At 44.0% G+C, this 13,476-nt stretch carries 12 protein-coding genes; 1 reads left to right on the top strand and 11 read right to left on the bottom strand.

The window, feature by feature from the left end:
* Positions 1-20: 20 nt before the first annotated feature.
* The 10 genes from KKZ03_RS16840 to uvrB form a co-directional block, all read right to left on the bottom strand.
* On the bottom strand, positions 21-2,552 hold the full coding sequence (locus tag KKZ03_RS16840) for an EAL domain-containing protein (RefSeq protein WP_243217946.1): 2,532 nt from the start codon (positions 2,550-2,552) through the stop codon (positions 21-23).
* Positions 2,549-3,031, bottom strand: a complete 483-nt coding sequence (locus tag KKZ03_RS16845; protein ID WP_243217947.1) for a response regulator — start codon at positions 3,029-3,031, stop codon at positions 2,549-2,551. The genes KKZ03_RS16840 and KKZ03_RS16845 overlap by 4 nt, the downstream gene beginning before the upstream one ends.
* Positions 3,031-4,410: an ATP-binding protein gene (locus KKZ03_RS16850; RefSeq protein WP_243217948.1), complete on the bottom strand. Its 1,380-nt coding sequence runs from the start codon at positions 4,408-4,410 to the stop codon at positions 3,031-3,033. Before KKZ03_RS16850 ends, KKZ03_RS16845 begins: the two co-directional genes overlap by 1 nt.
* On the bottom strand, positions 4,407-5,441 hold the full coding sequence (locus KKZ03_RS16855; RefSeq protein WP_243221661.1) for a SpoIIE family protein phosphatase: 1,035 nt from the start codon (positions 5,439-5,441) through the stop codon (positions 4,407-4,409). The genes KKZ03_RS16850 and KKZ03_RS16855 overlap by 4 nt, the downstream gene beginning before the upstream one ends.
* 4 nt (positions 5,442-5,445) lie before the next feature.
* Positions 5,446-5,850: an anti-sigma regulatory factor gene (locus KKZ03_RS16860; RefSeq protein WP_243217949.1), complete on the bottom strand. Its 405-nt coding sequence runs from the start codon at positions 5,848-5,850 to the stop codon at positions 5,446-5,448.
* Positions 5,831-6,229, bottom strand: a complete 399-nt coding sequence (locus KKZ03_RS16865; RefSeq protein ID WP_243217950.1) for an STAS domain-containing protein — start codon at positions 6,227-6,229, stop codon at positions 5,831-5,833. The genes KKZ03_RS16860 and KKZ03_RS16865 overlap by 20 nt, the downstream gene beginning before the upstream one ends.
* A 20-nt stretch (positions 6,230-6,249) precedes the next feature.
* Entirely contained in the window at positions 6,250-7,107 is an 858-nt protein-coding gene (locus tag KKZ03_RS16870) for an STAS domain-containing protein (RefSeq protein ID WP_243217951.1), read from the bottom strand.
* 1,149 nt (positions 7,108-8,256) lie between these two features.
* The gene (locus KKZ03_RS16875) at positions 8,257-8,562 is read right to left on the bottom strand and encodes an integration host factor subunit beta (RefSeq protein ID WP_243217952.1); all 306 of its coding nucleotides are present in this window, start codon (positions 8,560-8,562) and stop codon (positions 8,257-8,259) included.
* Between the two features lie 150 nt (positions 8,563-8,712).
* On the bottom strand, positions 8,713-8,895 hold the full coding sequence (locus KKZ03_RS16880; protein WP_243217953.1) for a hypothetical protein: 183 nt from the start codon (positions 8,893-8,895) through the stop codon (positions 8,713-8,715).
* Positions 8,896-8,996: 101 nt separating this feature from the next.
* Positions 8,997-11,003 (bottom strand): excinuclease ABC subunit UvrB, encoded by a 2,007-nt coding sequence (gene uvrB / locus KKZ03_RS16885; protein ID WP_243217954.1) that lies wholly within the window; start codon positions 11,001-11,003, stop codon positions 8,997-8,999.
* A 205-nt stretch (positions 11,004-11,208) separates the two neighbouring features.
* On the opposite strand from uvrB, the gene KKZ03_RS16890 reads away from it, so the two are divergent.
* Positions 11,209-12,390, top strand: coding sequence for a pyridoxal phosphate-dependent aminotransferase (locus KKZ03_RS16890; protein WP_243217955.1), 1,182 nt, complete (start codon positions 11,209-11,211; stop codon positions 12,388-12,390).
* 50 nt (positions 12,391-12,440) lie between these two features.
* Here KKZ03_RS16890 and KKZ03_RS16895 read toward each other — a convergent pair whose 3' ends face one another.
* Positions 12,441-13,106 (bottom strand): DUF333 domain-containing protein, encoded by a 666-nt coding sequence (locus KKZ03_RS16895; RefSeq protein WP_243217956.1) that lies wholly within the window; start codon positions 13,104-13,106, stop codon positions 12,441-12,443.
* Positions 13,107-13,476: the final 370 nt, after the last annotated feature.

Genomic DNA, 13,476 nt, shown 5'->3' on the forward strand with positions numbered 1-13,476 from the left:
CCCAAGCCTTCAACCACTTATTAACTTCGGTTTAATTGCTGCTCAAATACGTCTAGCGGCACCGGCTTACCAAATAAATAACCCTGAACAATAGAACACCCGTGACGCTCTAAGAAAGCACGTTGTTCTTCTGTTTCTACGCCCTCGGCAACCACCTCCATACCTAAATTGGCAGCCATGGCAATAATGGTCTGTACGATCAGGGCATCGGTAACTTTAACATCAATATTATGTACAAAAGATTGGTCAATTTTTAGCTGGTTAAGCGGCAATTGCGTTAAATAAGCCAGTGATGAGTAACCGGTCCCGAAATCATCCACAGAAAATTGCACCCCGATTTGTTTAAGCTCATTCATCTTGATGATAGCCTCATCAATATTAACAAGCAGCAAGCTTTCGGTAATTTCAAGGTTAAGTCGGTCAAACCGGACGTTATATTTTTCCACTAATGCGCCAATCTGCTCAACAAAACCATCTTGATGAAACTGCTGGGCACTGACATTAACGGAAAGCTGTAAATGTTGCGTTGAAGATCTTTTTGCCCATGATTCCAACTGGGCGCACGCTGTCTCCAGTACCCATTGACCAATCGGCAATATCAACCCGGTCTCTTCGGCCAACGGGATAAAATTTAGCGGCGAAACCAGGCCTCGCTCTGGATGCTCCCAATGTAGCAGGACCTCGGCACCAATAATCCGGCCGGTATGATAAACCTGCATCTGAAAATATAGCTTTAACTGATTTTGTGCCAACGCACAGCGTAAGTCTTTCTCAAGACCGGCGTTGGCAGTTACCACCTCCTGCATGGTCTTGTCAAAGAAACGCACCGTATTACGACCGGCTGTTTTGGCTTTATACATAGCCATGTCAGCGTGCCCAAGCAGTTCATCAACCGTCTCCAAATTTCGGTACATGGCGATGCCAATACTGGCAGAACAATGAAATTTGTAGTCATTACCATTGATATTATAGGGTTCGGCAAGTATCTCACGCACCTTTTCACCAACCTGTCTGGCATAAGTCGCGGCCATATCAGCTTCTGTATTGAGATTTTCCAGTAACACGACAAACTCATCGCCGCCCAAGCGCGCCAAGGTATCCACTTCTCGAATGGCTTTTCGAAGACGCTGCGCCACTTCAATCAGTAACTGGTCACCGGCATCGTGACCGTGGGTATCATTTAATGTTTTAAATTTATCAATATCCAAAAACAAAATTGCCCCGTACAACCGACTGCGGCCTGCCGCAATAAGCGCTTGACTCAATCGGTCATGCAACAAGCGACGATTGGGAAGTTTGGTCAGTGGATCATAATAAGCCAAGCGATGAATCTCCTCCATCGCTTCCTGATTCTCGATAATACTGGAATAATTACCGACGTAATGCGTCACTCTACCCTCTGGCGTAATAACCGCTGAGATGGCCAGCCATTTAGAGTAAACATTACCGTTCTTGTAACGGTTCCAAATCACGCCTTGCCAGTAACCATAATGTTTTAGAGTATCCCACATTGAGTCAAAAAACGCTTTGTCGTGCTGACCGGAATGGAACAGACGAGGATTCTGTCCCAATACCTCTTCTTCGCTATAACCGGTCAGCGTGGTAAACGCCTTGTTAATACGTAAAATTGTGCCGTCGACATCTGTTACCAGCATCCCCATCTGGGAATCAAAGGCAAGAGCTGCAATTTTCAGCTCCTCTTCAACCTGCTTGCGTGCAGCCAACTCAGTTAATAATTGCCCGTTTAATTGATTGAGCCGATCATGAATGATGGCATTGTCGATGCGATAGGGTAATTGTTCAAGATAGTCAGCGCGCTTGACAATATAATCTGCGGCGCCCAACTTAATGGCAGTAACAGCTTCACTATCATTGCCTTGGCCAGTAACCATAATAAACGGAGGTAACGTAAGGTTTCGGCTTCGTGCCTCTCGCACAAAGTTTAAACCACTCTGATCGGGCATGCGCAGGTCAATTAAAATCAGGTTATAATTATGTGGTTGGGCCAGACATTCCAAGGCATCCGCACAATTTTGGACAACATCAATAACAAAATACGGCAACGTTCCTGCAAAATGTGACAGCGTCAGATCAATGTCCATCGACTGATGCTCAATATAAAGAATCCGTCGAATATCACTGTCGGCCAGCAAACCCACAGGCTGTTTAAGTTTGTATTCCTTAAGTGCAAGATGCAATATCTCAGGCAGCATTTTTAAATAATGGTTGTTTTTAGGCAGGTAGTTGATTGCCCCCAACTTTAACGCTTTTACCACCACTTCCTCGTCATGAGCGCCCGTTACCAGTACTACTGGCATTTTGATACCCGCGTGAATTAGCCACGTTAACAGCTGTATACCGTCCATATCGGGCAGTCGATAATCCAGTAACAACAAGTCAAAGGTAGCCTCTTGTAGGCGCTGCTGACACTGCTGCCCGGTGTTGACAATCTCGATTTTAAACTCCGGCGCATACTCCGCCAAACAGGCTTGGGTCAGATCCGCATCCTGGGGATTGTCTTCGACATAAAGAAGACGGAAGGTGGCTGTCATGATTGATTCCTGGCCGGTTCGGGAAAAGGTGGTTGATTTACCTGTAGCCAATAGGCCTTGATATACTGCATCATTTCGGCAAAGTCCGCGAAGTTTAGCGGCTTGATAATATAGGAATTGGCACCCAACTGATAAGCTCTGGAAATATCAGTGATTTCGTGTGAGACAGTCAGTACGACAACAGGTATTTGTTTCCAGATGACATCTTGTCTAATCTGGTGCAAGACCTCGAAACCGTCTATTTTTGGCAAGTGCAGATCCAGCAACACCAGCGCAGGTAGTTGTAAATCATCCGGAGTCGTGTGGGCATTAATAAATGTCAACGCTTCTTCACCATCCCGACAAATCACTACCGGATTATTAATCTGATTTCCCGTAAATGCCTGAAGGGCAAAATCAATGTCCATCGGGTTATCCTCCAATAGCAAAATCGGACGACTCTGAGTGCCAACTAAACCACTTTTTGATTGAAAAGTCATTACGCAGGACCTTGTTTCGGGTTTCGGGTTTCGGGTTTCGGTAACTCGACATAAAAGGTCGCCCCTAGTCCAGGTTTTGAATCTGCCCGAATGCTGCCTCCTATTTTATCAAGTATTTTCTTGACAATAGCTAGGCCGGCACCAGTACCTTCAAATTCCTCAGTGCGTACCAGCCGGTTAAATAAACCATAAATGCGCTCGCTATATTTCATATCAAAGCCGATACCATTGTCACTGACAATAATTCGATAACAGTCTTCCAGCTCCTCTGCCCGAATACTAATGCGCGGAGGATCAGCTTTACCGCTGAATTTTATGGCATTATCGATCAGGTTAGCAAGTACCTGTGTCAAACCACATTCCCACGTGAATAATGTTATAAACGGAATGTTTATTGTCACTTCTTCATGCAGCTCGGTAATCATCAAGCTGCGGTCTTTTAATAACTCTTTAACCAGGCTACCCAGATCAACCTCAACAAATATCGGGGCAGTTTCAGTATCCATACGCACAAAATTGAGCAGGTCTTCAATTAAATGATCCAGATTACGATTGGCAGAGATAATCTGACTTAGGCAGAACAAAGCCCGTTCACTCAGTCCTGCTTTGTGCTTGATTGTCAGCTCTTGTGCGTAACCTGTGATACCCCGTAAAGGTGCTTTAAGATCGTGCGCGACTGTGTAAGCAAAACCTTTCAGCTCTTCATTATGCTTCAAGAGCATTTGCTCTGTTTTTTGCAGTCGTTGGGTTTTATCATCCAACTCGTTATAAAGGGCGACGATGCCGATATTGGTTTCAATCAGTTCTTGATTGATGCGTTTCAGCTCTTCATCACGCTGGCGGATCACTTCAAGAGCGGCCAGCAATTCGTGATTTTGGCTGCGAATTGCTTCCAATGGTGATTCACCGCGCTGCTTAGCCAACGCTTTTTCGATACGTTCCAACGTAGCGTCCATAACCGGTGAGACAGCAGCTGGAAGCCATTTTCCGAGCGTAACCGTAGTGCCCTGACCCAGCTTACTGTCAATATAAAAATGCTCAGGTAGCAGTCGTTTGCTACCAATGATACCTTGCCCCATACCGGTACTTGACGTATAAAAGCCTTCCATAATGGTATCCAGACCTTCAATACCGGGGCCATGATCACGCACGACAATGGCTAACCATTGTGACGGGGCAATACCTTCAATAGAAAATTCAGCTTCGCCACCCTGCCCATATTGGAGAGCATTACGGGCGATTTCCGAGACAGCTGTTGCGATACGAGCCTGATCCTGCCGATCAAAACCCAGTATTCCGGCAATAAGCCTCGCTTGCTGTCGCGTTGCAACGACATCCTGATCAAATTTAATATCGGCACGGGCAATGCAAGTACTCATAATAACACCCTGCATGAGTCAGCCTTGGCGACCACGATGGTACTGTCATCACGCAAGCGCTGATGATCACGAAACAATACCCCGGCAATAAGGCTTGGGTGTTTCAACGCCAAACCCGGATAATCGGCCAGTGACCAATGGGTCGCAATACCGTCAGAATGCAAAATAAGTAAGGCATTGTTAGTCCAGGGATAGGTAAAAACATGGATAGTCCTTGCTTCAACCCCTGCAGTGCCATTATTGGAGACCATCTGCCGGGAAGTGTCGCCGGTAATAATAAGCCCGGAGAGGTTACCGACGCCTGCATAGCGAACAAGCTGCTCTTTGAGAGCTACCTCGACTACCGACACAGCGGCACCCCGGGTACTTTGCAAATCTGTGTGAATCAGCGACAACATTACCTCCGGGCTACGCGGGGCGTATTTTTCAAAAATTGCCACCGCCAGATTAGCGGCAGTTGCCGCATCCGGCCCATGCCCCAAACCATCGGCGAGCATGAATAAAATTCTGTCACAACCGGCTTTCATCGCCCATGCATCACCACAGGCTTGTTCCCCTAAAACGGGCAGACACACCGCACCAATAGCCAACAAGAGCACCGGCGGCAAGGAAGTTTTATTAGGTAAATCTTTCCAAAGCCGACTCAACACAGCGGTACCTTGGCCGGGAACCGAGAAAATATCGAACACCGAGGATAACCGGCGAATGGCACCCAAACCGCCACCCAAACTGCCAGTCGTAGAATGACCATCACGCAAACTTTCACTAATATTGGTAATACCGGGGCCTTTATCAAGCGAGAGAATATCAATACCGGTAGTACCACCCTCTGTCAACGGACAAAAGATAAGGTCACCGCCAGCACCAGCAGTATGCTTAACCAGATTAGTCGCCAGCTCAGTCACCAACAATGCAGCTTCACCAGTGCGTACTTCATTAAAATCCAGTTCATGGCAGAGCGAAGTTACCAAGCGCCTCGCCATACCTGTGTCACTGACATCTTGGACATGCAACTGTTGAGAGAATATCATCACTTTATTTCCACATGGTAATGGTCACGCGCGTACCATAGCCTGGCTCCGACCAAATCTCGAAATCATTCACCAGACGCTTGGCACCACCCAAACCCAAGCCCAAGCCTTTACCTGTGGTAAACCCGTCCGTCAACGCTTGATTGATATCGGCTATACCCGGCCCCTGATCCTCAAATATTACCCGAAAACCTAGCCGGTAAAAATCGTCCAGACATTCCAACCGCGCAAAACCACCACCGCCGTATACCACTATGTTACGACCCAGTTCACTGGCAGCCGTCACCATTTTAGTCTGCGCTACCAAACCAAAAGCCTGTTCAATCATCCACGCGCGCACGGCTTGACGCACTTTTACCAAGTCATCATCAGTATGTAATGGCAGTACTTCACTTTTGATGAGTCTCATGACGGCTACCTTTGTCTCCGGTTAAGTTAACCAGGACTCGGAGCAAGTCTATGCCTTTATCTACGTTTAAGGCAGTACGAACATTACTCAACGATAATCCCAGCTCGACAATGGTAATAGCCACCGCTGGTCGCATACCAACGACAACGGTTTCAGCCCCCAACACGTTCATCATTGATGCAATATTGCCAATCATCCGACCAATAAACGAATCAACAATTTCAAGCGAAGAGATATCAATAAGAACACCTTGAGCACGAGTTTTGATCAAGTGGATGGTGAGATCATCCTGTAATCTCATCGCCAGTCGATCATGCATATCCACCTGAATACTTACCAGCAGAAATTCACCGACTTTAATGATAGGTATATGATCCATAGTAACTTCCCGAGTTTTTACTACGCTGGCTTGTTGATAGTACAACCCATTTGACGAAGCGCATAAGCCAAAGCATCGGCCAGTGTAGCCTTGGTGACCACATCACTGAACTCCAGGCCAAGATGCACCATCGACTGCGCAATCTGCGGACGAATACCGCTAATAACGCAATTGGCACCCATTAACTTCGCAGCAGAAACTGTCTTAAGCAAATGCTGGGCAACCATCGTATCGACCGTGGGGACGCCAGTAATATCAACAATGGCAAAACTGCTACCGGTATCGACAATACTTTGTAACAAATTTTCCATCACAACCTGAGTACGGACACTATCAAGTGTACCAATAAGCGGCACCGCAAGAATACCCTCCCAAAGCTTTACCACTGGCGTGGACAACTCAAGCATTTCTGCCTGCTGATGCCTGATAATCTCTTCACGACTCTTTTGATAGACCTCAGTGGTGTAAAGCCCCAACTTATCAATAAGTACCGTCGTATTCCATAGCTCATTAGCCAACAATTCGGCATCAGCACCCACCTCCTGCCGAAGACGGGCAAACAGCGGTTGCTTAAGCGAAAAAACAAAGGTGGCGGTTTCTGAAGGCGAAAAGCCCTGGATAGCGCGACTACGAGAGACGCTAACCAGAAAGTCCAGAACCGGCCTCCACTCAGGCTTGGTAATGTCAGTAAGGTTACCTATAGAACAGGCGGAGGTAAAAAGCGTGAGAAATTCGATTGATTGCCGACGTAAATCAAGTTCGGAAATTAAATCCTGACGTGCAGAGAGAGCGGCAAACTGCTCATGCAACCACTCGTCAATGATTTCTTCTTGGTGGTCGAAAATTCTTGTAATGGTGCCTTGTTTATTGGTGGTCATTGTTTCATCTCCGGTGGTATTGGTTTGAGATGCGTGGTGTTATTAATTGATGGTATCGTTGTAAGCTGATGATTGATTTTATTTTTATGACTGCAATAAAACATGACAGAAATTATTCGCGCATTAAAGCACAATAAAATAGGAAAATAAATACGTACAAATACTTAAATAGAGCAGATATTGATCGACAAGGCTTATTCAAAAATAAGCTAATGGCTTCTCCAAAATACGCCAATACCTGCAAAAGTTACAACACCAGCAGGACGCCATGTCTAGTGTAACTTCCACTAATATTTTCAGCTCGGCAGGTAAGGTATGGGGAAAATAGGGAAGTTGCATAGTCAACCACCGTTATTTTTTAATCTATATTTTGGCTCTAGCTGATTTTCGTCAGTAACATTATCCAAGCCCTTGGTTAATGCCATGAGATGCAGACAGGAATAGACCACCCAAGCCTGTCCTGGGCTTGTCAAAGGGCTTAGCGTGGTGGCGTTTAGGGCACACAAGTACAGTCTGTGCCGGAAACGCTTGTTCTCGCTTACGCTTGAAAAGCTTTATTCCAACCTACATTTATTAGTCGTTGTATTGCAGGTTATCCAGGATCTATAAAGCCAAAACAAGAGAACTTAATGATCGAGTGTGAAGGGAATTTCCCCGGCAGTAATTGCGGTCATTACCGGAAAATTTTGCAAATAAAAATGCGAATTTGGCAATGTTTAAACATTGATTCCTGTGTTGTTTTTATACAAAAAAACCTGCCGGGCAAGCACTATTTATACGTTGTTTTAACAAGTTGATATTCTCATGATGAGCTTATCTCTAACCTGAAAACAGGTCGTCAAAAAGGTTGTTGCAAATAAACAACGGGCCAAGCTAACACCGAAAAAAGCACCTAAAGCGCTAACTAATCTTTATTTAATGAATGCTTAAATTACTTGTTTTGCCTATTTAACGAGAGGATTATCAGCATCGAAATCAAACAAACATTCGGTGATGTCGTATGAAAATTATAAACATGATGATCTTAACAGCCTCTCTTTTTGCAATAGCGAGTGCGGCTTTTTTCCAACTTTTTCTTCTGGTAATCAATAGACTATTTGGTCAGCAAAGCTATAGTCGTGGTGCTTAAAGACACGGTTAATGAAGCCTTTATTCGGTAATGCCAAATTTATCACTGGCAGCATTAACCCGATCTCGCATTTCTTTACCGGGTTTAAAGTGAATAGTGACTTTTGCCGGCAAATTAACGGCTTCACCTGATTTAGGATTTCGCGCAACCCGCGCTGGACGCTGACGACAATTAAAACTACCAAAACCTCTAATTTCAATGCGTTCGCCACTGACCAATGCATTTTCCAACTGCCCTAAAATGACATTAAGTGCTAATTCCACTTCTTTTTTTTGAAGCTCCGGCAATTTATCATTTAGCACATTTACAAGTTCTGATTTAATCATAATTTACCTCACTTATTCATTGGAGGGGTATTCTAGCAGATTAAAGCAATAGTCATTAACACCTCTTATAAAACAATCTGTTATTTCTTTAACTTGCTTACAACTGATAATCAACTATTAGGCAATATCCAATAATGTTTAGCCGATGTCTTAGTTTTGAATCGGGGTATTAGAAAAACCATTAGCTCTTTCTATAGACTGGGGGGACTGTTTTTTAGCTAATTCTTTTTGTTCGTTTGATAAAAAAGTTCCGCCAAGAATCACTGCCATAATTATAAGATAAGTAACTGACGCCACGCGCCGCGCTTTTTTGCTATTTTCGTAATGGTTCATTATTAAATCCTGCGTTGTTGTTGATTTAGAGTAATACAAAAGCCGCTATCAGGTCTATTAATTTAAGCATTCATGACTTGGTAAACTATCCACAAGCCTGGCTAAATCAACAAATACTCTTGCAATACCTTAATTTCATCCCTGATTCTGGCGGCTTGCTCAAATTCAAGATTTTTCGCATAGCCATACATGGCATCTTCCAGTTGCTTGAGCTTTTTACCCAATTGCCTGGGTGTCATCGTTTTATAGTCTGCAGCGTATTCTGCCACCTTACCCAGTGATTTATTGGATGGCGGTCCGGAACCGGGAATAGCAACCTGCATAATATCAGTGATTGATTTAAGAATGGTTGCGGGCTCAATACCATGGGCAAGATTAAACAGATGCTGCTTTTCCCTGCGACGATCGGTTTCTTCTATCGCCTGTTGCATGGAACGAGTAATCCGGTCACCATATAAAATAGCTTTACCATTAATATTTCTCGCCGCTCGTCCAATCGTCTGAACCAACGACACGACTGAACGCAGAAAACCTTCTTTATCGGCATCCAGAATAGCCACCAAAGACACTTCGGGTATATCAAGACCTTCACGTAACAGGTTGATGCCGACCAGCACATCAAACTGCCCCAAGCGCAAATCCCGGATAATCTCAACTCTTTCTACAGTATCAATGTCAGAATGCAAATAACGCACACGTACGCCATGCTCGGCTAAGTATTCCGTTAAGTCTTCAGACATTCTTTTGGTCAAGGTGGTGACCAGTACGCGCTCTTTTACGCTGACACGCAGATTAATTTCTGATAATAAATCATCAACCTGAGACGTTGCCGGTCGCACTTCCACAACCGGATCAAGCAAGCCGGTTGGCCTGACAACCTGTTCGGCAAATACGCCTGAATGCTCTCTTTCATAAGGACCTGGAGTTGCTGATACATAAATTCGTTGCGGTGATTTGGCTTCAAACTCGGCAAACATTAAGGGCCTATTATCCAGAGCCGACGGCAATCTAAAGCCGTATTCAACCAGAGTTTCCTTGCGTGACCGGTCGCCTTTATACATGGCGCCAATTTGCGGTATGGTAACGTGGCTTTCATCAATAATAACCAGTGCATCATCCGGTAAATAATCAAACATGGTAGGTGGTGATTCTCCAGCCATCCTGCCTGACAAATAACGGGAATAATTTTCAATGCCGGAGCAATAACCTACCTCCAATATCATTTCAATATCAAATAAGGTACGTTGTTCCAATCGCTGCGCTTCAACCAGTTTGTTTAATGACCGCAACTGCTGCAGACGTTCAATAAGCTCAATTTTTATGGCTTCAACCGCTGACAGCAAATTCTCACGGGGGGTCACATAATGGCTTTTTGGATAAATGGTATAACGTGCCAGTCTCCGGACTATTTCTCCGGTTAATGGATCGAATAAGGACAACCGCTCCACTTCATCATCAAATAATTCGATTCTTAAAGCTTCCTGCTCCGATTCAGCAGGAAAAACATCAATAACCTCACCACGCACACGGTAAGTGGCGCGGCGCAATTCCAGATCATTACGCGTATATTGCATTTCTGCAAGGCGGCGCAGAATATCGCGTTGATTAATGATGTCACCCTTGACCAGATGCAAGACCATTTTAAAATAGGATTCCGGCTCACCCAAACCATAAATCGCCGAAACCGTTGCGACGATAATGGTGTCGCCTCTTTCAATTAATGCCTTGGTCGCGGATAAGCGCATCTGTTCAATATGCTCATTAATTGCCGCATCTTTATCAATAAACGTGTCTGATGCCGGCACGTAAGCTTCCGGCTGATAATAGTCATAATAAGAAACAAAATACTCGACACTGTTTTCCGGAAAAAATTCTTTCATCTCACCGTATAACTGCGCAGCCAGCGTTTTATTGGGCGCCATAATCATCGCGGGACGCTGCACCTCATTAATAACATTGGCGATGGTAAAGGTTTTTCCCGAACCGGTTACCCCCAGCAGGGTTTGATGAACCTCACCATCACTTAAGCCTTCAATCAATGCTTTTATGGCAGTAGGTTGATCGCCTGCCGGTTGAAATTGACTATGAATTTTAAATTTTTTTCGCACTAAACTTGTTTCTCGGTAATGAAATGCTCTTCTTTTTAAGGGAGAAAAAAAGATACGGCATGAACAGTAAACCCAACACACTCCAGCTCTCTTCTTTTGCAGAGGGAGACTTTTGCTGCCACTTTTTAATACTCTACTATTAGCAAGCCATTATACATAGCGTATAATTGCTGTCATTTCTTACATTACTATTACGCGACGAAATATGAGCATCACACTTTCCAACAGAGTTAAAGCAGTTAAACCTTCACCCACGTTGGCAATTACTGCCAGAGCCGCTCAAATGCGTGCCGCAGGCAAAGACATTATCGGCCTTGGCGCAGGCGAACCCGATTTTGATACGCCTGATCATATTAAAGCAGCGGCTGTTAAGGCCATGAATAGCGGTTTTACCAAATACACTGCCGTAGATGGAACTGCCAGCCTGAAAAAAGCCATTATCACTAAATTTAAAAATGATAACGGCCTTGATTACCAACCTAAACAAATTCTGGTTTCTTGCGGCGGTAAACAAAGCTCTTACAACCTGACTCAGGCCATGATTAACCCTGGCGATGAAGTGATTATTCCTGCGCCATACTGGGTTTCTTATCCTGATATGGTATTACTGGCTGATGGTGTGCCGGTTATTATTGAAACCACACAAGCACAACATTTTAAAATTTCACCCGAGCAATTACGCGCAGCGATTACCGAAAAAACCCGGTTGATCTTTATTAACAGCCCTTCCAATCCATCAGGTGTTGCCTATAGCCTGGAAGATCTGAAAGCGCTGGGTGACGTGCTGGCTGATTTCCCCAACATTATTATCGCCACTGATGACATGTATGAGCACATTCTTTGGAATCAAGGCTCGTTCGTTAATATTTTAAATGCACATCCCGAATTTTATGACCGCACAGTGGTTATGAATGGTGTATCGAAAGCTTATTCAATGACCGGATGGCGTATCGGTTATGCCGCAGGTCCGGCTGATTTGATTGAAGCCATGTGTACTATTCAGTCACAAAGCACCTCCAATCCAACGTCTATTTCACAATATGCTGCCGAAGAAGCCTTAACCGGTGACCAAAGCTTTATCAGCAATATGTGCATTGAATTTAAAAAACGTCATGATTATGTCGTAGCAGAACTTAATAGTATTGACGGTGTTGAGTGTCTGGAAACTGATGGCACTTTTTACGTGTTTCCCAATATAGAAAAACTGATTGCCCGCTTGGATGGCATTAACAACGATTTGGAGTTTTCGGATTATTTAATCGAAAAAGCCGGTGTTGCTTTGGTTCCGGGTTCTGCATTTGGCTCCGAAGGCCATATCCGCATTTCGATTGCCACCAGCATGGCTAATCTACAAAATGCTTTGGAACGAATCAAAAACGCCATTTAAAAACCGCTGACTAAAATGGGTAGAGGCTCAATTGCCTCTACCCATTCTAATTAATGGCCGATAGTACAGGTTCCATTATAAAAGGCTTTAGTAGAACAACTTGAACCATCCTTAAAGGTGCAAACTGATTGTGGCTCTGCCACTGTTTTACCGCCAAGCCATATACAATATTTCTGATCGATACGATCAAATCCGGCGATTTTAACGCCTCCCTGCGGACAATCACCACGCAGCAATGCCCATTCCTCACACGCTTTGTTGTCTTGAAAAGCACACACACCGTATTCTCCGCCATCGCCACGTTTTTCAATAACCAAATCACCGCCTGATTTTGAACAATTAACCGATGCAGGATTGGCTAGTTGAGCAGGTGCCTTATTATTTACTGCCGTTATACAGTCTTTAAATGTGTTTTTATTACCTTCGTCTATAAAAGCGGTATTACCTTTATTCCAAAATATCAATGATTCGTCGGTGTTTGTATAACGGGCACCGGAAGCTGAAATAGCCTGAAGCAACAGCAAATGCCTGCCATCACTCAAAGTAAGCTCGGCTTTATCTTTAAAAAAAAGTGCTTGAATGGTTTTTTTGTCTGCACAACTAAAAGTTGCCGCATTCACAACCCTATTTTCTGGTGAATTTTTTTCATTTGAAAAACAGACACTTATGTTTATAAACAGGATAATAATGACAGTAAAAAATGCTGTTTTTTTCATAAAAAAATCAATTTTATAAAGTTAAGAATCCAACCGATATTGACCGGCGTTTTGACCAAGTCGCCCCATGTAAAATTAAAAACATTGACTCTAATCAAGCCTGTAATGATCTTGCTTTATCCAGCTTGGCTAAAGTTGTTCTTTCAAGTGCATAAGAGTATGCTTAAGCCCGATGTATTTAGGAGTTAAATATCGTCACCTTAATCTTCAAAACACAGCAATGCTTATGTTATTTTTATTCGTTATAAGAAAACCACCATCAACTATTTGGAGCCATTACCATGAGCAAAGAACAAAAAAGCAATAAAGAAGACAAGAAAAAACCGGCCATGAATCCAAAAGAAAAAAAAGCCGCCAAAAAATCTAAAAA

The organism is Methylobacter sp. S3L5C (genome assembly GCF_022788635.1).
Taxonomy (GTDB): Bacteria; Pseudomonadota; Gammaproteobacteria; order Methylococcales; family Methylomonadaceae; genus Methylobacter_C.

What these genes read in the sequence shown, in the direction of transcription:
- KKZ03_RS16870 (WP_243217951.1), bottom strand. Translation starts at nt 7,107, where the DNA reads ATGACCACCAATAAACAAGGCACCATTACAAGAATTTTCGACCACCAA.
- KKZ03_RS16840 (WP_243217946.1), bottom strand. Translation starts at nt 2,552, where the DNA reads ATGACAGCCACCTTCCGTCTTCTTTATGTCGAAGACAATCCCCAGGAT.
- KKZ03_RS16845 (WP_243217947.1), bottom strand. Translation starts at nt 3,031, where the DNA reads ATGACTTTTCAATCAAAAAGTGGTTTAGTTGGCACTCAGAGTCGTCCG.
- KKZ03_RS16850 (WP_243217948.1), bottom strand. Translation starts at nt 4,410, where the DNA reads ATGAGTACTTGCATTGCCCGTGCCGATATTAAATTTGATCAGGATGTC.
- KKZ03_RS16875 (WP_243217952.1), bottom strand. Translation starts at nt 8,562, where the DNA reads ATGATTAAATCAGAACTTGTAAATGTGCTAAATGATAAATTGCCGGAG.
- KKZ03_RS16895 (WP_243217956.1), bottom strand. Translation starts at nt 13,106, where the DNA reads ATGAAAAAAACAGCATTTTTTACTGTCATTATTATCCTGTTTATAAAC.
- KKZ03_RS16865 (WP_243217950.1), bottom strand. Translation starts at nt 6,229, where the DNA reads ATGGATCATATACCTATCATTAAAGTCGGTGAATTTCTGCTGGTAAGT.
- KKZ03_RS16880 (WP_243217953.1), bottom strand. Translation starts at nt 8,895, where the DNA reads ATGAACCATTACGAAAATAGCAAAAAAGCGCGGCGCGTGGCGTCAGTT.
- KKZ03_RS16860 (WP_243217949.1), bottom strand. Translation starts at nt 5,850, where the DNA reads ATGAGACTCATCAAAAGTGAAGTACTGCCATTACATACTGATGATGAC.
- KKZ03_RS16890 (WP_243217955.1), top strand. Translation starts at nt 11,209, where the DNA reads ATGAGCATCACACTTTCCAACAGAGTTAAAGCAGTTAAACCTTCACCC.
- KKZ03_RS16855 (WP_243221661.1), bottom strand. Translation starts at nt 5,441, where the DNA reads ATGATATTCTCTCAACAGTTGCATGTCCAAGATGTCAGTGACACAGGT.